The sequence below is a fragment of the Alphaproteobacteria bacterium genome, assembly GCA_017308135.1.
Lineage (GTDB): Bacteria > Pseudomonadota > Alphaproteobacteria > CACIAM-22H2 > CACIAM-22H2 > Tagaea.
In genome coordinates this window covers 146,654-166,192 of record JAFKFM010000011.1, presented here as the reverse complement: position 1 = coordinate 166,192, position 19,539 = coordinate 146,654, and the positions used below count along the sequence as shown (strand labels likewise).

Here is a 19,539-nt window from a genome sequence, read left to right as displayed (position 1 = left end):
ATGTGGGGTGGGCGTTTCGGCGTGGCGCCCGACGCGATCATGCAGAAGATCAACGCGTCGATCGACGTCGACAAGCGCCTCTACGCCGAAGATATCGCGGGATCGAAGGCGCATGCGCGCATGCTGGCCAAAGCGAAGATCCTGACCGCGAAGGACGCGGCCAAGATCGTCGAAGGCCTCGACAAGGTGCGCGTCGAGATCGAGACCGGGCGCTTCACCTTCAAGACCGAGCTCGAAGACATCCACATGAACGTGGAAAGCCGGCTCGCGGAAATCATCGGCGAGCCCGCCAAGCGTTTGCACACCGGGCGCAGCCGCAACGACCAAGTTGCGACCGATTTCCGCCTCTGGGTGCGCGGCGCTTGCGACCGCGCGGAACTCGCCTTGCGCGAATTCCAGCGCGCGTTGCTCGACAAGGCGCAAGCCCATGCCGGCACGATCATGCCGGGCTTCACCCATTTGCAGCCCGCCCAGCCGGTGACCTTCGGCCATCATTTGATGGCCTATGTCGAAATGGCCGGGCGCGATCGCGGCCGCTTCGCCGACGCACGCCGGCGCATGAACGAATCGCCCTTGGGCGCGGCGGCGTTGGCCGGCACGTCCTTTCCGATCGACCGGCATTTCACGGCCGAAGCCTTGGGCTTCGATCGGCCGACCGCGAACTCGCTCGACTCCGTCTCGGATCGCGACTTCGCGCTCGAATTCCTGTCGGCGGCGGCGATTACGTCGATGCATCTGTCGCGCCTCGCCGAAGAACTCGTGATCTGGTGCGGGCCGCAATTCGGCTTCGTGCGCCTGTCGGATGCGTGGAGTACCGGCAGCTCGATCATGCCGCAGAAGCGCAACCCGGACGCGGCCGAGCTGGTGCGCGCCACGTCGGGCCGCATGATCGGCTCGCTGATCGGCCTGTTCACCGTGATGAAGGGCCTGCCGCTGACCTATTCGAAGGACATGCAGGAGGATAAGGCGCGCAGCTTCGCCGCCGCCGACGCGCTGATGCTGTCCGTCGCCGCGATGACCGGCATGATCGACGATCTGACCGTCAACGAAGCGCGCATGAAGGCGAGCGCTTCGGCCGGCTACACCACCGCGACCGATCTCGCCGATTGGCTGGTGCGCGAATTGGGGATGCCGTTCCGCGAAGCCCATCACGTGACGGGGCGCATCGTGCGCCGGGCGGAGGAATTGGGCATCGATATTTCCGAATTGCCGCTCGCCGACATGCAAGCCGTCGAGAAACGCATCGACAAGCGCGTGTTCAAGGTGCTGGGCGTGGAGAATTCCGTCGCCAGCCGCACGAGCTTCGGCGGCACGGCCCCCGCCAATGTGCGCAAGGCCGTAACTGCGGCACGCAAGCGCTATCTTTGATATAAGCGGTTCACGATGACGACCGAACTTCCCCCGATCCCGCGCCGCTTGCTGCTGGCGCTGGCCTTCGCCGCCCCGCTCGCCGCGTGCGGGCGCAAGGGCGATCCCGAACCGCCGATGGGTGCGGATACGCGCTATCCGCGCCAATATCCCGCACGCTCGCCCCGCCAGCAGGAACAGCGCCGGCAGGAGCAAGAACAAGAACAGCAGCAACAACAGCCGCAGCGGACCCCATGACCATCGGCTTCCACACCAAGAACGGCGTTCTGCATTGCGACGGCGTTTCGCTGGAGCGCATCGCGCGCGACCATGGCACGCCCGCCTGGGTCTATAGCCAGGCGTTGCTCGAATCGCGCTTGCGCGAATTCCAGAAAGCCTTCGCCAAGCTCGATCCGACGATCTGCTACGCGCTGAAAGCCAACTCCAACCAAGCGGTGATCGCGACCTTCGCCGCGATGGGCGCGGGGGCGGACATCGTTTCTGCGGGCGAGTTGGTGCGCGCACTTTCGGCGGGCGTGCCCGCGTCGAAGATCGTGTTCGCGGGCGTGGGCAAGACCGAGGACGAGATGGCCCTGGCGCTCGACGCCGGCGTGCTGCAGTTCAACGTGGAATCCGAGCCCGAGCTTGAAGCGCTGGCGCGTGTGGCCAAGAAGCGCGGCCAAGTGGCGCCCGTGGCGCTGCGCGTCAATCCCGATGTCGACGCCAAGACGCATCGCAAGATCACGACGGGCAAGAGCGAGAACAAATTCGGCGTCGAGATCGCGCATGCGCGCCAGATCGCGCTGGCCGCGCGCAAATTGAAGTCGGTGCGCATCGAAGCGCTATCGACGCATATCGGCAGCCAGATCACCGACGTGTCGCCCTATCGCGCGGCCTTCGCGCGCGTCGCGGCGTTGGGCAAGGAATTGCGCGAAGCGGGCGTGCCCATGGCGCGGCTCGATTTCGGCGGCGGCCTGGGCGTGGTCTACCAAAACGAATCGCCGCCCGATCTCGCCGCCTATGCGCGCGCCGTTCACGCGGCGATCGACAAGACCGGCTTCGGCCTGGTGCTGGAACCCGGCCGCTGGCTGGTCGCCGATGCGGGCGTGCTGCTCGCGCGCGTGATCTACGTGAAGAAGGGCTCGGCGAAAAACTTCGCGATCGTCGACGCGGCGATGAACGATCTGATCCGCCCCACGCTTTACGAAGCGTGGATGGCGATCGAACCCTTACGCCCGCGCAAAGGGGCGAAGCGCGTTTACGACGTCGTCGGCCCGATCTGCGAATCCGGTGATTATCTCGCGCAGGCGCGTAAAATCGCGCCCCTCGAAGCGGGCGATTTGGTCGCCGTGCGACAAGCCGGCGCTTACGGCGCGGTGATGTCCTCGGCCTATAATTCCCGGCCGCTGGCCCCGGAATTGCTGGTCAATAAGGGCAAAGTGGCGGTCGTGCGGCCGCGCCAAAGCGTCGAGTCGCTGATCGGACTGGATCGCTTGGCCCCTTGGCAGCGCCAAAAGCCGAGCCCGTACTTGGACTAAGGCGTTTTCGGGGCGTAACAAACCGCGCGATTGCACGATGCACCTGAAGGGGTAGACTTGTCTTCCCCCTGGACCGGTGGAGTGTGATTTGCGCGACCCGCGTTCGAATATTCCCGGCCTCGCCGGCCGTCTGACGCTTGCGCGCTTCGCCCTGTTGTGGGAGCGCGCGGTGCCCGCCTTGTGGCCGGCCGCGACCGTGGCCACCGCCTTCATCCTTGTCGTGTTGTTCGATCTGCTGCCGCGCCTGCACGTGGCACTGCATTGGACCGCGCTGGCCGCCTTCGCCGCCGCGTTCACCGCCGCGATTTGGTACGCGCGCAAAGCGCTGCTGCTGCCCGACGCGCAAGCCGGTCAGCGCCGGTTGGAAACCGCCAGCGGTTTCGCCCATCGCCCGCTGCAAGCGTTGGGCGACAAGCCCGCCGGCACGCCCGATTCCGCGCAAACCAAATTGTGGGACGCGCATCGCCGCCGCTTGCTCGCGGCATTGGCGAAGGTGCGCGTCGGCTGGCCCAAGCCCGGCATGCCCGCGCGCGATCCGTTGGCGCTGCGCGTCAGTTTGATTCTGCTGCTCGTCGTCGGCGTGGGCGTGGGCGGCGATCGCGCGGGCGCGCGTTTCGCGCGTGCACTTTCGCCGGGCGTGGATACGCCCGCGATTCCGCCGGGTGCGTTGGATCTGTGGATCACGCCGCCCGCTTATACCGGCCTGCCGCCGGTTATCCCGCGTCACGACACGACGGAAATCGCCGTCCCCGTCGGCAGCCAATTGATCGCGCAAGTCACCGGCGGCGCTACGACGCCGCGTTTGACCGTCGATGCGCGTCACGCCCCCTTCGCACCCGTCGAAACCTCGGTCACCGGCAACAATGGCCAGCGCCTGCAAAGCTGGCGCGCCGGCGCCGAGCTCGTCGATGGGCAATTGCTGGCGATCGATCAGGGCCATGCGTCGCTGGGCGCTTGGAAGCTGCGCTTGATCCCCGATGCCGCACCGACGGTCGAATTCCCGCAAGCCCCGCAACGCACACGCCGCGCGGCGTTGAAGCTCGACTACCTCGCCAAGGACGATTACGGCATCGCGGGCGTCGTGGCCGAAATCCGCCGCCCGAATGTCGAAGGGCCGGGCGCGCCGATCGATTTGAATTTGCCGCTGCCGGGGCCGCGCTTGAAAGAAGCGACGGCGTCGAGCTTCCATGATCTTTCCGCCCATCCCTGGGCCGGGTTGCCGGTGAAGGTGACTTTGCGCGCGACCGACGTCGCGGGCCAGACCGGCGCTTCGGAAACCATCGACCTCGTGATGCCCGAACGGACCTTCGAGCATCCGGTCGCGCGCGCCATCGTCGAACAGCGCAAGCTGCTGGTGGCCGACATGTCGCGCCGCGCGTTGATCGCGCGCGCCATCGCCGCGATCGGCGCCAACACGCCGCAATATTCGGACGACACGGTCGTGTTCCTGGGCCTGCGCACCGCCGCCCAGCGCCTGATCGCCAAGGATGCGACACCGGCGGTCGTCGACGAAATGCAGAACCTGCTGTGGGACGTCGCCTTGCGCATCGAAGACGGGCGCTTGTCGTCGGCCGAGCGCGAGTTGCGCGCGATCCAGCAGCGTTTGCAGGACGCGCTCGCCCAGAACGCGCCCGACGCCGAAATCGAAAAGCTGATGCAGGAATTGCAGCAGGCGATCGATCGCTATTTGCAGGCGATGATCGAAAACGCGATGCGCAATCCCGAACAGGCGCAGCGCCGCGATCCGAACGCCGACCGCAGCCAGCGTTTGGAACGTCAGGATCTTCAGCGTCTGCTCGACCAAGCCCGCCAGTTGGCGCGCACGGGGGCCCGCGACGCGGCGCGCGATCTTCTGTCGCGCTTGCAGGAGATGCTGGAAAACCTGCGCACGATGCAGGCCCAGCGCGGCGAAAACCAGCAGGGCCAGCAAGGCCAGCCGGGCGATTCCGGCGCGCAGGAAATGATGCGCAGCTTGCAGGAGCTGATGCAGCGCCAGCAGCAACTGACCGACCGCACCTTCCGCCGCTCGCAGCAGAACCGTCCCGGCCAGTTCCGCCCCGGCCAGCAGGGCCAGCAGGGTCAACGCGGCCAACAGGGGCAACAAGGCCAGCAGGGTCAACAGGGCCAGCAAGGCGACGGGGACGGCGAAGGCGACGCCGGCGAACAGGATTCGCTGCGCGGCGCGCTGGGCGACATGATGCGCCAATTCGGCGAAATGATGGGCCAGGTTCCCGACGGCTTCGGTCAGGCCGAAGGATCGATGCGCGATTCGGGCGATCAACTCCGCCGCGGCCAGCCGGGCCGCGCCCTACGCCCGCAAATGGAAGCGCTCGATCAGCTGCGCGCCGGGGCGCGCGAAGCGATGCGCCAGATGATGGAGCGCTTCGGCCAGCAGCAAGGTCAAGGCCAGGGCGAAGGCCAAGGCGAAGACGCGTTCGGCGACCAACAGGCCAGCGAACGCGATCCGGCGGGCCGCGATCTCGACGGCAATAACGGCACGATGACCGACGCGTTCCAGCGCATTCCGGGTTTGGGCGAAGGGCAGGTCATGCGCTCGCAGGAAATCCTGGACGAACTGATCCGCCGCCTGGGTGAGCGTGCGCGGCCCGAAGGCGAACGCGATTATCTGGAACGCCTGCTGCGCCGGTTCTAGAAAAGCTCCGCCAGCCAGGACGGCAGCGCGAAGCCCGCCCCCGGGCGGTCGTGCAGCGTGATCACCAGGTTCTGTGCCGCCGCCGGCGGATTCTCGAACACCACCGTGAACGCCGTCTCCTCGCCCGATTCGAGCGACTTGGCGTCGAGCATCAGATCGCGATCGGCGACCGAGGCGCCCTTCTCGTCGATCAGCGAGACGCGCAAGACCGGCACGGCCAGCGACGAGGCCGACGCGTTGCGCAGCTTGCCGCTGACCTCCATCGTCGGCGTACCGGCCGACGAACCGCGCACCGGCGGCTGAACCGTGACGGTTAGCCCCGCCCCGGGGGCGGGCACGTCCAAACGGAACGCTTGGAAGATCGGCCGCGATTGCGGGAATGCGGCGACCACGTCGGCGCGCATCTGGACCGCCAAGCCCAAGCCGACGATCGTGACCAGCAGCAGGATCCAGCCGATCGCTGCAGCGATCGAACGCTTGGGCGCTTCCGGCGGCTTGGGGCGCGGGCCCCGGCGGCGCGGCATGTCGTCGGCGGGCTCGACGCTCTCGGCGACAGTCTCGGCCAAAGCCTCCAGCGACGGCGCTTCCTCGACCGGCGGGGCCAAATCGGGTTCGGGCGCAGGGCTCGCCGCCGGCGGCGGCGGGGGTGGCGGCGCCATGCGCGGCGGCGGCGGGGGCGGCGGCGCGAAGCTCGGCGCCATCTCCTCCTGCGCGATATCCAAAAGGCCGCGCCCGGCGGAACGCGCGGGTGCGGCGGCGGCGGCCGGCATGGCCGCCCCCGGCTCGTCCTTCCTCAGGCGCTTTTCGGTGCGCGGAAAGCGGTGATTGACCTCGAGAATCGCCTGGCGCGGCTTCTGAACCCAGCTATGGCCGCAATTGCCGCAACGCACATAGCGTCCGCCGGCCCCTAACGCGTCTTCGGGCACGCGGAATCGCGACGAACATTCTGGGCAGGCGACGATCATGCGGGACGTGCCGTAAGCGACTCCCAAAGGCGGAAACGCGAGAAACCCGAGACGTTTATAGGGGGCCCGGGGCGGACCCGGCAAGCTTGCCGGGAGCAAGCGCCGCGTGCCAGGATTCGGGCGATCTGCGAGGCGCGGCCGTCCGTGCCGAATTCCGGAAGGGTGCGGGACGGTATGGTGAGCTTCGAACGCGTCGGTTTGCGCTATGGGCTGGGGCCCGAAATCCTGCGCGATATCAGCTTTTCCCTGGCCCCGGGCAGCCTGCATTTCCTGACGGGCGCGTCGGGTGCGGGCAAATCCTCGCTGCTGTCGCTGCTGTACCTTGCCCGCAAGCCTTCTCGGGGCACCGTCAAGCTGTTCGGCGAGGACGTGACCGCCATCGCGCGCCGCGACCTGCCGCCCTTGCGCCGCCAGATCGGCGTGGTGTTCCAGGATTTCCGCCTGCTCGACCATTTGCCGGTGATCGACAACGTCGCTTTGCCCTTGCGCGTGCAGGGCATCGCCGATTCGCAGGTGCGCGAACACGCGGCCGAGCTGCTGGCCTGGGTGGGCCTCGGCGATCACCTCAACGCCCTGCCGCCCACCTTGTCGGGCGGGCAGAAACAGCGCGTGGCGATCGCGCGCGCGGTGATCGGAAGGCCGCGTCTGCTGATCGCCGACGAGCCCACCGGCAATGTCGACGACCGGATCGCGGTGCGCCTGATGCGGCTGTTCGACGAACTCAACCGCCTGGGCACGACGATCGTCATCGCGACCCACAATATGCAGTTGGTGAACGAATCCCGGCATCCGGAGCTGCGCTTGGACGGCGGCGCGCTTTATCAAACGCGCAAAGGTGCCGCGTGAAGGGACCCGGTTCGGAGTTGAAGGGTTCGGAACTCGGGCTCGAGCGCGACCGCGAGCGGCGCTGGATCGCGGGCGTGATCGGCACGCTGTCGCTGCTCGCGGCCCTCGCCTTGGGTCTGGCGCTTGCCTTGTCGTCGGCCGGATCGAAATGGCGCGCAGATTTCGAAGGGATCGCGACGATCGAGATTCCCGCGACCCCCGATCCCGCGCGCCAAGCCCAGCAATTGCGCGACGTGCTGGATATTCTGCGCCTCGATCCCGCGATCGAAACCGCCCAAGCCCTGCCGCGCGAACGCGCCGAAGCATTGCTTAGCCCCTGGCTGGGGGCGGAAAACGTGCGCGCTTTGCCCTTGCCCACGTTGGTCGATGCGCGGCTGAAAAAGGGCGTCGTTTTCGACGCCGGCGCTTTGGAATCGACGATCAAGACCGCCGCGCCCGGCGCGCAGGTCGATGATCACGCGCGCTGGCTGGGCGGGTTCCTGGCCGTGGCGCGCGCGGCGGGGATCGTGGCGCTGGTCGTCGTCGTCGCCGTCGGCATCGCGGCGGCGGGCGCCGTCGGATTCGCGACACGCGCGGGATTGGCCATGCATCGCGAGGCGGTCGACATCCTGCATCTGGTGGGGGCGGAAGATCGCTACATCGCACGCCAATTCGCGCGGGCGGCGCTGCGCTTGGCCTTCGTCGGCTCCGCGATCGGCACGGGCGCGGGGGCCGGCGTGCTGGCCGGCGCCTATATGCTGGCGACCGCGACCGGCGCGCTCGCCTTTCCGCTGCCCACGCTCGACCCGCTGGGCTGGGCGATTTTGGCCGCCGTCCCCCTGGCGGCGACGCTGGTCGCGGCGATTTCCGCCTATGCGACCGTGATGCGGGCTTTAGCGCGGATCGTGTAGAGATACACCCGATGAAACTCGTCCTGCTCGATCGCGATGGCGTGCTGAACGAAGACCGCCCGGATTACGTCAAGAATCCGGGCGAGCTCGTGATGCTGCCGGGGGCCGCCAAGGCGGTCGCGCGGTTGAACGCGGCCGGTTTCACCGTCGCGATCTGCACCAACCAAGCCGGCATCGCGAAGGGGATTTTCGACGAAGCGATGCTGGCCCGCATCCACGCCAAATTGCGCGACGAGCTCGCACGCGAGGGCGCGTCGCTCGACGCGATCTTCCATTGCCCGGACGCGCATGCCTCGCCACGGCGCAAGCCCGAGCCCGGCATGCTGCTCGACGCGATCCGCCAATTTCGCGCGGAGGCGGCGCAAACGCCCTTCGTCGGCGACAATCTGCGCGATTTGCAAGCGGCGACGAAAGCCGGCTGCCCGCGCCATCTGGTGCGCACGGGCCATGGCGCCAAAATCCAGGCGGCGGGGATTCCGGCGGAGGTGCTGCCGGTGCGCGTGCACGCCGATCTTGCCGCCGCCGTCGACGCGCTTTTGGGAACGACGCCATGAAACGCGGGCGCGGCGGGCCTTTCGCGTGGATCTTCCTGCTGCTGGTGGCGGGGGCGCTCACCTATGCCGGCGGGCTGGTCTGGTTCGCGCAGACGATCGACCGCGCCCCCAGTCTCGACACCGGGGATGCGACCGACGCGATCGTGGTGCTGACCGGCGGGCCGTTGCGCCTGCGCGAAGGTCTGCATCTGCTCGCCGCCGGCCGCGGGAAGAAATTGCTCGTCTCCGGTGTTTATCGGGGCGTGGAGGTGCAGGAATTGCTGCGGATCACGCGCCAATCGCCGCGCGAGGTCGAATGCTGCGTCGAGCTTGGCTACGCCGCCGATTCGACCTTGGGCAATGCGCGCGAATCCGCCGCGTGGATGGAGCGCGAGGGCTTCGCGTCCTTGCGGCTCGTCACCGCGAATTACCATATGCGCCGTTCGCTGCTGGAATTCCGCCGCGCGATGCCCGACGCCAAGATCGTGGCACACCCGGTGTTTCCCGACGGTTTCCGCATCGACGCGTGGTGGCGCTGGCCCGGCACCTTCGCGCTGGTTCAGGGCGAGTATCACAAATATCTGGGCGCGTTGATCCGGCCTTATATGCCGGTTCCGCCGCCCGACACCGACCTCGCCCCCGGGGAAATTCCGTGATCGCGTTTCTTCGTTCGTTGACCTTCAATATCTGGTTCTTCAGTGTCACCGCACTGGCGCTGATCGCGTCGCTGCCGCTGTTCCTGTTGCCGCGCGTTTGCGTCTATTTCCTTGCGCGCGGCTGGGCGTGGCTCGTCTGCCTGGGTTTGCGCGTGTTCGTGGGCGCGAGGATCGAGTTGCGCGGCCAGGTCGAATTGCTGCGCGAACCGGTCCTGATCGTGTCCAAACATCAATCGGCGTGGGACACGCTCTATTTCTATCTCGTCTGCCCCGACCCGACCTACGTGATGAAAAAAGAGCTGCTGCGCGTGCCGATCTATGGCTGGCTCGCGATCAAGCAGAAGATGATTCGCGTCGATCGAAAGGGCGGCGCCAAGGCGCTGAAGCGCATGATCGACGGGGCGATGGCGGCGGTCGCCGACCGGCGCCAGATCATCATCTTCCCGCAAGGAACGCGGGTGAAGCCCGGCGCATCGACCGCGGATTATCCTTATCAGCCGGGCACGGCCGGGCTTTACGCCAAGCTCGGCATACCTTGCGTGCTGGTGGCGTTGAACTCGGGCCAAATCTGGGGCCGGCGCAGCTTCTACAAACACCCCGGCACGATCTATGTCGACGTGCTGGGCGTCATTCCGCCCGGCATGCCGCGCGCGGCCTTCATGCGCGAGATCGAAACGCGCATCGAAGCCGCCACCGCGAAATTGGAAGCGGAGAATACAGAATCAGCGGGGCGCAAGTGAACCCCGCCGCCCTGCGCAGCTGGCGCTTGGGGGCGGGTTTCGTGCTGTTCGCTTACGTCGCCACGCATCTCGTCAACCACGCGACGATGTTGATCTCGCTGGCGGCGGCGGAAGCCTTCGCGACGCCGGTTTTCGTATTTCTGCGCTCGCCGCCCGGCTCGCTGCTGCTCTACGGCGCGTTGGCCTTGCACGCCTTCCTGGGGCTCTACGCGCTGGCGATGCGCGAATCCTGGCGCGGCATCAAACCCGCCGAAGTGCTGCAATTGCTGCTCGGCATCTTGATCGTTCCGCTGATGGCGGGCCACGTGACACTGGTGCGCACCGGTACCGAGCTTTACGGCTACCTGCCCTTCCACACGGCGGTCGTCGGCAATGCGGTGCTCAATCCCGGCGTGGCGACCGATCTTGCCATCGGCCTTTGCGTCGTGTGGTTCCATGGCTGCATCGGCATGGCGCATTGGCTGCGCTTGAAGCCCTTCTATCCCCATTGGCGCGCGACGCTGGCCTGCGTCGCGATCCTGTTGCCGATCCTCGCGTTGCTGGGGCTCGTCACGGGCTCGCGCGAAGCCGAAGCGCTGCTTGCCGAGCCATCGTTCCGCGCGCGTTTCGACGGCGAATACAACATCCCGCGCGGCGAGGCCTATATGGCGCTGACCGCGCGCGCGGCACAAACCGAACGTTTCTGGTGGATCGCCATAATTTTCGCGGGCGCGATCGGTCTGCTGCGCGGCCAGATGAAGCGCATGCGCGCAGGCATCGCCATCGTCTATCCCGACGGGCGAACGTTGCGCGTCGCCCCCGGCCTGTCGCTGCTAGGCGCGTCGCGCGTCAACAACGTGCCGCATGCCAGTGTGTGCGGCGGGCGCGGGCGCTGCTCCACCTGCCGCGTGCGCATCGTCGCCGGGGCCGCCGATCTCACCCCGGCCGCCCCGGCCGAACGCAAAGTGCTGGCGCGCGTCGGCGCCGATCCCGACGGTGCGGACGGCATGGCGATCGTGCGCCTTGCGTGCCAAGCCTTCGTCACCGGCAAGGGGCCGATTTCGATCGTGCCGCTGCTGCCCGCCTATGCCGGCCCCGCGACGGCGCGCGGCGGCGACGGTTACGGCACGGGGCGCGAGCTCGATATCGTCGTGCTGTTCGCCGATCTGCGCGGCTTCACCGGTCTGTCGGCCGGGCAATTGCCGTTCGACACCGTCTTTCTGCTCAACCGCTATTTCGCCGCGATGGGCCGCGCCATCGAGGCGAATGGCGGCTATGTCGACAAGTTCATCGGCGACGGCGTGATGGCGCTGTTCGGCACCGACGGGCGCGACGCCAAATCCGCCGCGCGCCTGGCGCTCGCCGCCGCCAAGGCGATGGGCGAAGCGCTCGACAAGCTCAACGCCGAACTCGCGCATGATCTGAAAACGCCGCTTAAAATCGGCATCGGCCTGCATGCCGGCCCCGCGATCGTCGGCGAGATGGGCTATGCGCGCGCCATGCATTTGACCGCGATCGGCGACACGGTGAACGCGGCGAGCCGCATCGAAGGCCTGACCAAGGATTTCGGCGTCGAGCTCGTCGTCGCGGAATCGGTGCTGAGCCGCGCCGGGCTATCGGGCGAAGCGCTCGACGCGCGCGGTATTGCGGCGGTCGATGTCGATTTGCGCGGGCGCGACGGCAAGGTCCGCGTGCGCGCCTTCCCGCGCGCGGTCGATCTCGGCGCTTAGCTTTTTCCGCCGAACACGACCCAGACCGACGTGTCGGGCGAATGATCGACGAAGCGATGCGTGTCGCCCTTCGCGGCGAATAGCAGATCGCCCGGCCCGAAGGGGACACGCACGCCTTCGCGCTCGAACGCGCCCGCCCCGCGCACGACGATATAGACCTCGTCGCGGTCATGCGGCTTTTGGGTATCGGGATTGGGCGGGCGATACCAGCGCGCCTCCAGCCCCGGCGAATTCAGCGCCTGGGCGCTGAAGCGGCCCGGCGGCAAGGGCAGCGCATCGGCTTCGTCCACGGTGACGCGAGTCAGCAAGGGGGTCATGCCGTCCTCCGTTTCGGGCGCGCGGTTGTGTCCAGAACGACCGGCCCGTCTACCCATGTTAGCGCAGCCGGAAGGGCTGCCAAGATTCCACACAACGCCCACACCATTACCCTGTGGATAACCGGGACAAGTCGATTTCCGGCGGCCCTACAACATGTTGTGGACCTAAGGACTGTTGAAACATATGGAGAACGTTTTCAATTGCCAAGCGACGCCAAGGCTCCTAACTTCCCTGTCGCACCGAGACTTTTCCTTCCCTTCGTTCGCGGGAAACCGAGACGCCATGCGCCCCATCGCCGCCATTTCCCAGCAAATCTGGGACATGAAGTACCGTTTCAAAGCGCCCGACGGGGCCGCGATCGACAAATCGATCGAGGATACCTGGACGCGCGTGGCGAACGCGCTGGCCGAGGCCGAGGCGCCCGAAGCGCGCGCGCATTGGGCGGCGGAGTTCCGCACGGCGCTGGAGGATTTCAAATTCCTGCCGGCGGGGCGCATCGTCGCCGGGGCCGGCACCGCGCGCCATGTGACGCTGTTCAACTGCTTCGTCATGGGCACGGTGCCCGACGATATGTCGGGCATTTTCGGCCATCTGCGCGAAGCCGCGCTGACGATGCAGCAGGGCGGCGGGATCGGCTACGACTTCTCCACGCTGCGCCCCAAGGGTGCGCCGGTGAAGGGCGTGGGTGCCGACGCGTCCGGCCCGCTGTCCTTCATGGATGTATGGGACGCAATGTGCCGCACGATCATGTCGGCGGGGCATCGGCGCGGCGCCATGATGGCGACGTTGCGCTGCGACCATCCGGATATCGAGGCGTTCATCGAAGCGAAGCGCGAGCCCGGCCGCTTGCGCATGTTCAATCTTTCCGTCCTCGTCACCGACGCCTTCATGGCGGCGGTGAAGGAGGATGCGCCGTGGGAACTGACCTTCAACGGCACGCATTTCAAAACGCTGCGCGCGCGCGAGTTGTGGGACAAGATCATGCGCGCGACTTACGCGTATGCGGAGCCCGGCGTCATCTTCATCGACCGCATCAACCGCGCCAATAATCTGTGGTACGCGGAATCGATCGCGGCGACGAACCCCTGCGGCGAGCAGCCTTTGCCGCCCTATGGCGCGTGCCTGCTGGGCTCGGTCAATCTCGCGGCGTTGGTCAAGAACCCGTTCGAGGCGAACGCCGCACTCGACGAGATCGAACTCGCGCGCGTGGTGAAACTCGCCGTGCGGATGATGGACAACGTGACCGACGTGTCGCGTTTCCCGCTCGACGCGCAAACCGCCGAAGCCAAGGCCAAGCGCCGCATCGGGTTGGGCGTCACCGGCCTTGCCGACGCGCTGATCCTGTGTGGGCTCCGCTACGGCTCCGAAGCCGCCGTGCTGCAAACCGAGCGCTGGATGGGCGCGATCCGCCGCCTTGCCTATGGCGCATCGATCGACCTCGCGCGCGAGAAAGGCGCCTTCCCGCTGTTCGACCGCGAGAAATATCTGCAAGGCGAGCAGGTCAAGATTCTCGAGCCCGAGATCCGCGACGGCATCGCAAAATACGGCATTCGCAACGCGCTGCTGACCTCGATCGCGCCCACCGGCACGATTTCGCTGATGGCCGACAACGTGTCGTCGGGCTTGGAGCCCGTGTTCTCGTTCAGCTACATGCGCACCGTGCTGCTGCCCGACGGCACGCGCCGGCAGGAGGAAGTCTCCGACCACGCCTATCGCCTCTACAAGCGGATGTTCGGCGAGAACGCGCAACTGCCCGATTATTTCGTCGACGCGCAGCGCCTGACGCCCGCCGAACACGTGGTGATGCAGGCGGCGGTGCAGAAATATATCGACGCCTCGATCTCCAAGACGATCAACTGCCCGGAGGATATTTCCTTCGAGGCGTTCAAGGACGTCTACACCCAGGCTTACGCGCTGGGCTGCAAGGGCTGCACGACCTATCGCCCCAACGACATCACGGGCGCCGTGCTGAGCGTGAAGAAGGACGAGCCGAAGAAGGGGGCCGAGCCCGTGCAGCAATCGCTGCCGCTGGCGAAGTCGCCGTCCAAGCCCGAAGATCATTACGAGGCGAGTGTCGTTTACATGACCCGCCCGCTCGACCGGCCCGAGGCTTTGCCGGGCCAGACCTACAAGATCAAATGGGCGGACGCGGAACACGCGCTCTACATCACGATCAACGACGTGGTCGCCGATGGGCGCCGGCGGCCGTTCGAAGTGTTCATCAATTCGAAGAACATGGAGCATTACGCCTGGACCGTGGCGCTGACGCGCATGATCTCGGCGGTGTTCCGGCGCGGCGGCGACGTGTCGTTCGTCGTCGAGGAACTCAAAGCCGTGTTCGATCCGCGCGGCGGCCAATGGATGGGCGGGCGCTACGTGCCCTCGTTGCTCGCCGCCATCGGCGAAGTGATCGAGCGCCACATGGTGCAGATCGGCTTCCTGCGGCCGGGCGAAGCGCTGCCCAGCGATCCGGCGGCCGAGCACATGCCCGTCGCCGCGATGGGCGGCGGTGCCATCGCCGAAGCACCGGAAACGACGGCGAATCCGAATGCGTCGTCCGGCACGGTCGCGGCGTTGTTTACGGGTTCGCCACCCGACGGCTCGACCGCGCGGCTCGCGGGCGCGCGTCACTGCCCCAAATGCACGGCGCCCACGCTGATCCGCATGGAAGGCTGCGACACCTGCACGACCTGCGGCTTCTCGAAATGCGGGTGAGCGCTTTCGCCTAACGCTGTTGTTCGCCGAGGAAGGCCGCGAAGGCTTTCTTGTTGTGCGGATCGATCAGCTTCTCGCCGTCGGCGGCGAGATCGGCCAGCGTTTGCGCGCGCAGCGCGTCGCGCCACAGCTTCTCGGCCGCGAGCATGCGCGACTTGATGAAGCAATCGGCCTTGTAGGCGCACGGGTCCTTCGAATTGCCCGGATTGCGGCGGCGGATTTCGCGGCACATGAAAGCCGGTTCCGTGCCGTCGATCGCTTCGACGATGTCGAGCATCGTGATCTTCGCCGCTGGGTGCGCCAGGCGATAGCCGCCGCGCGGGCCGGGCAACGCTTCGACCAGCTCCGCCGCCGTCAGCGCGCGCAGATGCTTCAGCAAATAGGATTCCGACACGCCGTGATACTCGGCGAGGCTTTTGCCCGACAGCACTTTGCCTTCGGGCAGCGAAGCCAGCACCAGCGCGCAATGCAAAGCGGCTTCGACCCCATCGCTTAAACGTCGCATACGGCCCTCCGCGCCCGATTTTCAGGGCGATCTTGACATTCTCTAATCATGGATATATTTTGTCGATGATTAAAGTCATAGACCCTCGAAGGAGAAATTCCCGTGCAAGCCCGTATGAACATCGCCCGTCTGGCCCCCGACCTGTACCGTGCCGTCATGGCGCTGGAGGATAGCGTAAGGAAATCCGGTATCGACAGCCGCTTGCTGCATCTCGTCAAGTTGCGCGCCTCGCAGATCAACGGATGCGCCTTCTGCGTCGACATGCATTCGAAGGAATCGCTGGCCGATGGCTTGAACCCGCAAATGCTGCACCTCGTGTCGGTGTGGCGCGAATCGCCGTATTTCGACGCCCGCGACCGCGCGGCGCTGGAATGGGCGGAAAGCGTCACACTTACGGCGCAATCGGGCGTGCCCGACGCCGCCTACGACGCCGCGCGCGAAGTCTTCAGCGACGAGGAAATCGCGAAGCTGACCGTCGCGATCGGCACGATCAATATCTGGAACCGGATCGCGGTCGCGTCGCGGCTTCAACACCCGATGTGACGCGCGGGCGCGCTCACGCCTTCGTCCCTTCGGGGTCGATATAGCCGCGCTCCAGCGCGCGGTGCAGCGCTTCGTAGGCTTTGACCCCTTCCTCGAACAATTCGCGCTTGCGCGCGAGATCGTCGAGCTCGGCGCTTTCGCCCTTGCCGTCGAGGAAGGCGGTCATGGCGCTGGCGAGATAATCGGCGCGCAGCCTCGCCACCGTCGCCGCGAATTCGACGAAGCGTTCCTTGGTGAGGCCCGGGATCTGCTTATGGATGATCTCGCGGTTCACGAGGCGCACGGATTTGTCGATGAAGGCGAGCATGCGCTTCTGCTCTTCCGACGGCGCCCAGGGATCGCTCGACATAGCGGGGTTCCTTCCGAATTTCCGTTTGGGTGCGGGCAGCATCGACGGATCGACGATGGCGCCGTGATCGTAACCATGCGCCGGCGGGGGCACATGCGACGCGCCGTCGCCCTCGTCCGCGACAAGCCCCGAGCGCACGAAGGACGCGACGAACATCGAGAGGTCCAGATCGCTCGCCTTTTCCATCACGCCCGCCACCACGCCGCCGCGCAATTGGCGGATCTGGCGCAAGGCGCGCGGCCGTTCGAAGGGCGGTTGGGGTTGCGGCTGCAAGGCCTAACTCTTCGGCTTCTTCGCCGCCGCCGCGGCCGCGACGCGTTCGGCCGCCGCCGCACCGCGTTCGCCCAACAACTGAATGACCCGCGCGTAGAGGACGGGCGGCGCGGGGGCGTCGATCGTCTTCAATACTTTCGCGGCCGGATCGACTTCCTGCAGGACGGCGCGCGCGTTGTGCACGAGCAGCCGGTTGCGCAGATGGATTTCCTTGTTGAGCGCGTCGATACGCTCCGCTTCCTCGAGCGTCAGTTCCTTGATTTCGCCGTCGGTGGGCGAGCGGTAGTCTTCGAGGAATTTCATCGCGGCCCCGACTCTCCCCCGAAAGGGCGAAACGGGCAAGAGTCACAAGCGTTAGGCGCGTACCGCCGCCAACAGCGCCGCCAAGCGCCGGTCATGTAGGCCCAGACGTTCGAGATGCTCGACCGTGTTGGCGAGATAGGCCGCGTTCGCCCCGCGCTGGCCATGCGCGTCGCGGATGATTCGCGCGGCATCTTCCAGCGGCAGCTTGCCGGCATAGGATTGGCCGTCGCGATCGATCACGAAGGTTCGCGCCACGACCTCGCGTCCGTCCTGCAAGGTGATCGACAAATCCATGCAGTGATAGGACCGGTTCAGCATTTCCCGGTCCCACAGATAGGCCATCGTGGTTTCGCGATGTTCGTTCGCCACGCGATAGGCAATGCCCCGGCACGAGCCGCCCTTGTCGAGACCCAGCACCAGGCCGGGCTTTTCCGGCGTGCCGCGATAGCGCGTCGAATAAAGACAAAAGGCGCGGTGGAAGCCCATCAGCTTCGCCGGCCGCGCCTCTTCATAGGGAAAGCCCGGGTCCCAGATCAGCGACCCATAGGCGAAGAGCCAGAAATCCGCCGTGTCGGGCGGCGGCGGACAGCCTTCACAGTCCGGGATCTTGCCCGTGCGCGGGCGGGTTTGCGTCAATGTCGATGGCATCGCGGGTCAACTCTTGCGGACAAGATAGACGCCAAACGCCGTCAGCGCCATGCCCGCCAACGCGAGAAATCCTAAAACCTCGCCGAACAAAACCCAGGCCATCAGCGCCGTGGTCGGCGGGACGAGGTAGAAAAGGCTGGCCGTCTGGGCCGCCGCCCCGTGCCGGGCGAGCAGCATCAGCAGCGAAATCGCCCCCATCGACAGGACCAGGATCAGCCAGGCGAGCGCCCCCACGAGCTGGGGCGTCCAGTCGATGATTCGGGTTTCGAAGGCGAACATCGGCCCGACCAGCACCAAGGTCGCCGCCGCGTACTGGATCACCCCGCCGGTCGCGAGGTTCACGTTGCGGCAGAAACGCTGCTGGTAAAGCGTGCCGAAGGTGATGCCGAACAGCCCGATCACCGAAGGCCACACCGCGACCAGGGGAATGCCTTCGAAACCCAGTTTCTCCCACAACACCGCGCCCACGCCGACGAAGCCGAGACCGAGGCCCAGCCATTGGCGGGGCGTCACGGCTTCGCCCAACGCCCGGATGATCGCGGCGGTCAGCAAAGGTTGCAGGCCGACGATCAGCGCCGACAACCCGGCGGGCAGGCTCCAGGAAATCGACACGAATACGCCGCCCAGATAGACGCCGTGCAATGCCGCACCCACCACCGCGACATGGAAGGCTTGCCGGCCGCGCGGCCAGGGGGCACGCACCGCCAGCGACCACGCGACGAATAGCGGTGTCGCGATCGCGAAGCGCACGACCAGGAAGGTCAGCGGTTCAATATAAGGCAGCCCGGCCTTCGACCCGATGAAGCCGGTCGACCAAAGCGCCACGAAAACGAGGGGAACGAGATGGGCCATCGCGAAGCGCGCGGACCATAGCCTATAAATGGCCGCATGAAACGCTACGCCAAGCACTTCGCCTATGCGGGAATCGCAATCGTCTTTCTGTGGACCGTGTTCTGGATGGTCACGGCGCAGAATATCCTGCGCCGGATCGAGACATGGCGCACGGCCCAAGCCCAGTCGGGCGTGACGCTGGAATGGGATCAGCTCGACATCAAAGGCTGGCCGTTCGGTTGGCGCGCCAATGTCGACAAGCCCCGCGCCGCCGGGGCGGGCCCGTCCGCGTGGAGTTGGTCGGGCGAACGCCTCACCGCATCGCTCGACCCGTGGAATTTGCGCGAATTGCGCGTGCGCTTGCCCGGCGCGCAAGAAGCATCGTTCGGTGCGGGCGATCTCGAAACCAAAATCGCGCTTCGCGCCGCGCGGCCCGACGCGACGATCACATTCGACGAAAGCGGCAAGGTCGCGTCGCTGATTCTCGATTTCGAAGCGCTGGAAGCGACGATCGACGGCTCGGCGCCGCTGTCGATGCGCAAGCTCGACGCGACGCTCTCGCCCAACCGCCCGGCCAATCCCGATCATCGGGCCGACACGCTGGACCTGCGGCTTCTGGCGTTGGGCGTGCGTTTGATCGAACCGGTCCCCGCTTTGGGCCGCGACATCGCGCGCGCGGAATTCGTCGGCAATGTGAAGGGAAGCATTGTCGGACGGGAAACCAAACTCGGCCCCGCCTTGCGCGCGTGGCGCGACGATGGCGGCACGCTGGAGATCAAACTTCTCGGCCTCGATTGGGGCCCGGCGCATCTCACGGCCGAAGGCACGCTGGCGCTGGACGATCAGGACCGGCCGCTCGGTGCGGGCACGATCCGCGTCGCGGGCTGGCGCGAAACGATCGACGCGCTGCAAGCGGCCCAGATCATCGAGCCCGGCCCGGCGGCGATCCTGAAAATCGGCCTCGGCTTTTTAGGCCGCACGGGCGGCAGCAACGACGGCTCCGTGCAAGTGCCGGTCGCGTCGCAAGACGGCCGCTTGGTCGTGCAGCGCGTGCCGGTGATGCGCGTGCCGCCGCTGAAGTTGGACGAGTAATCGTCATCCCGGGCAAGCGCGACCGCGTCGCGCGCGACCCGGGATCTCGAGACCCCGGCTCTCGCTTTCGCTCGGCCGGGGTGAC

General features: G+C 66.6%; 20 protein-coding genes. 13 read left to right on the top strand and 7 right to left on the bottom strand.

Annotation, left to right across the window (positions count from 1 at the left end):
* From argH to J0H39_20090, 4 genes are all read left to right on the top strand, one after another.
* Entirely contained in the window at nt 1–1,368 is a 1,368-nt protein-coding gene (gene argH, locus J0H39_20105; protein MBN9499062.1) for an argininosuccinate lyase, read from the top strand.
* Nucleotides 1,369–1,383: 15 nt separating this feature from the next.
* The gene (locus tag J0H39_20100; protein MBN9499061.1) at nt 1,384–1,605 is read left to right on the top strand and encodes a hypothetical protein; all 222 of its coding nucleotides are present in this window, start codon (nt 1,384–1,386) and stop codon (nt 1,603–1,605) included.
* Nucleotides 1,602–2,885: a diaminopimelate decarboxylase gene (lysA, locus tag J0H39_20095; GenBank protein ID MBN9499060.1), complete on the top strand. Its 1,284-nt coding sequence runs from the start codon at nt 1,602–1,604 to the stop codon at nt 2,883–2,885. The genes J0H39_20100 and lysA overlap by 4 nt, the downstream gene beginning before the upstream one ends.
* Nucleotides 2,886–2,973: 88 nt before the next feature.
* Complete coding sequence (locus J0H39_20090) at nt 2,974–5,538, top strand: TIGR02302 family protein (GenBank protein ID MBN9499059.1); 2,565 nt, start codon at nt 2,974–2,976, stop codon at nt 5,536–5,538.
* Here J0H39_20090 and J0H39_20085 read toward each other — a convergent pair.
* Entirely contained in the window at nt 5,535–6,503 is a 969-nt protein-coding gene (locus J0H39_20085) for a zinc-ribbon domain-containing protein (protein MBN9499058.1), read from the bottom strand. The genes J0H39_20090 and J0H39_20085 overlap by 4 nt on opposite strands.
* Nucleotides 6,504–6,677: 174 nt before the next feature.
* Between J0H39_20085 and ftsE the strand changes: the two genes are divergently transcribed.
* From ftsE to J0H39_20055, 6 genes are read left to right on the top strand one after another with little or no spacing between them, the layout of a single operon-like run.
* Nucleotides 6,678–7,349 (top strand): cell division ATP-binding protein FtsE, encoded by a 672-nt coding sequence (ftsE, locus tag J0H39_20080; protein ID MBN9499057.1) that lies wholly within the window; start codon nt 6,678–6,680, stop codon nt 7,347–7,349.
* Complete coding sequence (locus tag J0H39_20075) at nt 7,346–8,239, top strand: FtsX-like permease family protein (protein ID MBN9499056.1); 894 nt, start codon at nt 7,346–7,348, stop codon at nt 8,237–8,239. Before ftsE ends, J0H39_20075 begins: the two co-directional genes overlap by 4 nt.
* A gap of 11 nt (nt 8,240–8,250) precedes the next feature.
* Nucleotides 8,251–8,793 carry an HAD-IIIA family hydrolase gene (locus J0H39_20070; GenBank protein MBN9499055.1) on the top strand — a complete coding sequence of 181 codons (543 nt, stop codon included), beginning with the start codon at nt 8,251–8,253 and terminating at the stop codon, nt 8,791–8,793.
* On the top strand, nt 8,790–9,428 hold the full coding sequence (locus tag J0H39_20065; protein MBN9499054.1) for a YdcF family protein: 639 nt from the start codon (nt 8,790–8,792) through the stop codon (nt 9,426–9,428). Before J0H39_20070 ends, J0H39_20065 begins: the two co-directional genes overlap by 4 nt.
* Nucleotides 9,425–10,168 (top strand): 1-acyl-sn-glycerol-3-phosphate acyltransferase, encoded by a 744-nt coding sequence (locus J0H39_20060; protein MBN9499053.1) that lies wholly within the window; start codon nt 9,425–9,427, stop codon nt 10,166–10,168. The genes J0H39_20065 and J0H39_20060 overlap by 4 nt, the downstream gene beginning before the upstream one ends.
* Entirely contained in the window at nt 10,165–11,877 is a 1,713-nt protein-coding gene (locus J0H39_20055; GenBank protein ID MBN9499052.1) for an adenylate/guanylate cyclase domain-containing protein, read from the top strand. Before J0H39_20060 ends, J0H39_20055 begins: the two co-directional genes overlap by 4 nt.
* On the opposite strand, the gene J0H39_20050 is transcribed toward J0H39_20055, so the two are convergent.
* Nucleotides 11,874–12,194: a cupin domain-containing protein gene (locus J0H39_20050; protein ID MBN9499051.1), complete on the bottom strand. Its 321-nt coding sequence runs from the start codon at nt 12,192–12,194 to the stop codon at nt 11,874–11,876. The genes J0H39_20055 and J0H39_20050 overlap by 4 nt on opposite strands.
* A gap of 283 nt (nt 12,195–12,477) precedes the next feature.
* Between J0H39_20050 and J0H39_20045 the strand changes: the two genes are divergently transcribed.
* Nucleotides 12,478–14,910 (top strand): adenosylcobalamin-dependent ribonucleoside-diphosphate reductase, encoded by a 2,433-nt coding sequence (locus J0H39_20045; GenBank protein MBN9499050.1) that lies wholly within the window; start codon nt 12,478–12,480, stop codon nt 14,908–14,910.
* A 10-nt stretch (nt 14,911–14,920) separates the two neighbouring features.
* On the opposite strand, the gene J0H39_20040 is transcribed toward J0H39_20045, so the two are convergent.
* Entirely contained in the window at nt 14,921–15,415 is a 495-nt protein-coding gene (locus tag J0H39_20040; protein MBN9499049.1) for an Rrf2 family transcriptional regulator, read from the bottom strand.
* 102 nt (nt 15,416–15,517) lie between these two features.
* Here J0H39_20040 and J0H39_20035 point away from each other — a divergent pair, with 102 nt between their 5' ends.
* Nucleotides 15,518–15,958 (top strand): carboxymuconolactone decarboxylase family protein, encoded by a 441-nt coding sequence (locus tag J0H39_20035; protein ID MBN9499048.1) that lies wholly within the window; start codon nt 15,518–15,520, stop codon nt 15,956–15,958.
* A 13-nt stretch (nt 15,959–15,971) separates the two neighbouring features.
* Here J0H39_20035 and J0H39_20030 read toward each other — a convergent pair whose 3' ends face one another.
* The 4 genes from J0H39_20030 to J0H39_20015 are packed head-to-tail and all read right to left on the bottom strand — an operon-like array spanning nt 15,972 to nt 18,383.
* Nucleotides 15,972–16,580: a hypothetical protein gene (locus J0H39_20030; GenBank protein MBN9499047.1), complete on the bottom strand. Its 609-nt coding sequence runs from the start codon at nt 16,578–16,580 to the stop codon at nt 15,972–15,974.
* Nucleotides 16,581–16,583: 3 nt separating this feature from the next.
* The gene (locus J0H39_20025; GenBank protein MBN9499046.1) at nt 16,584–16,883 is read right to left on the bottom strand and encodes a hypothetical protein; all 300 of its coding nucleotides are present in this window, start codon (nt 16,881–16,883) and stop codon (nt 16,584–16,586) included.
* 51 nt (nt 16,884–16,934) lie between these two features.
* Nucleotides 16,935–17,531, bottom strand: coding sequence for a gamma-glutamylcyclotransferase (locus J0H39_20020; GenBank protein MBN9499045.1), 597 nt, complete (start codon nt 17,529–17,531; stop codon nt 16,935–16,937).
* A gap of 6 nt (nt 17,532–17,537) precedes the next feature.
* Nucleotides 17,538–18,383: a DMT family transporter gene (locus tag J0H39_20015; protein MBN9499044.1), complete on the bottom strand. Its 846-nt coding sequence runs from the start codon at nt 18,381–18,383 to the stop codon at nt 17,538–17,540.
* A gap of 36 nt (nt 18,384–18,419) precedes the next feature.
* Between J0H39_20015 and J0H39_20010 the strand changes: the two genes are divergently transcribed.
* Nucleotides 18,420–19,454, top strand: coding sequence for a DUF2125 domain-containing protein (locus tag J0H39_20010; protein ID MBN9499043.1), 1,035 nt, complete (start codon nt 18,420–18,422; stop codon nt 19,452–19,454).
* Nucleotides 19,455–19,539 lie beyond the last annotated feature (85 nt).

What these genes read in the sequence shown, in the direction of transcription:
- argH (MBN9499062.1), top strand. Translation starts at nt 1, where the DNA reads ATGTGGGGTGGGCGTTTCGGCGTGGCGCCCGACGCGATCATGCAGAAG.
- J0H39_20100 (MBN9499061.1), top strand. Translation starts at nt 1,384, where the DNA reads ATGACGACCGAACTTCCCCCGATCCCGCGCCGCTTGCTGCTGGCGCTG.
- lysA (MBN9499060.1), top strand. Translation starts at nt 1,602, where the DNA reads ATGACCATCGGCTTCCACACCAAGAACGGCGTTCTGCATTGCGACGGC.
- J0H39_20085 (MBN9499058.1), bottom strand. Translation starts at nt 6,503, where the DNA reads ATGATCGTCGCCTGCCCAGAATGTTCGTCGCGATTCCGCGTGCCCGAA.
- ftsE (MBN9499057.1), top strand. Translation starts at nt 6,678, where the DNA reads ATGGTGAGCTTCGAACGCGTCGGTTTGCGCTATGGGCTGGGGCCCGAA.
- J0H39_20070 (MBN9499055.1), top strand. Translation starts at nt 8,251, where the DNA reads ATGAAACTCGTCCTGCTCGATCGCGATGGCGTGCTGAACGAAGACCGC.
- J0H39_20065 (MBN9499054.1), top strand. Translation starts at nt 8,790, where the DNA reads ATGAAACGCGGGCGCGGCGGGCCTTTCGCGTGGATCTTCCTGCTGCTG.
- J0H39_20050 (MBN9499051.1), bottom strand. Translation starts at nt 12,194, where the DNA reads ATGACCCCCTTGCTGACTCGCGTCACCGTGGACGAAGCCGATGCGCTG.
- J0H39_20045 (MBN9499050.1), top strand. Translation starts at nt 12,478, where the DNA reads ATGCGCCCCATCGCCGCCATTTCCCAGCAAATCTGGGACATGAAGTAC.
- J0H39_20040 (MBN9499049.1), bottom strand. Translation starts at nt 15,415, where the DNA reads ATGCGACGTTTAAGCGATGGGGTCGAAGCCGCTTTGCATTGCGCGCTG.
- J0H39_20025 (MBN9499046.1), bottom strand. Translation starts at nt 16,883, where the DNA reads ATGAAATTCCTCGAAGACTACCGCTCGCCCACCGACGGCGAAATCAAG.
- J0H39_20020 (MBN9499045.1), bottom strand. Translation starts at nt 17,531, where the DNA reads ATGCCATCGACATTGACGCAAACCCGCCCGCGCACGGGCAAGATCCCG.
- J0H39_20015 (MBN9499044.1), bottom strand. Translation starts at nt 18,383, where the DNA reads ATGGCCCATCTCGTTCCCCTCGTTTTCGTGGCGCTTTGGTCGACCGGC.
- J0H39_20010 (MBN9499043.1), top strand. Translation starts at nt 18,420, where the DNA reads ATGAAACGCTACGCCAAGCACTTCGCCTATGCGGGAATCGCAATCGTC.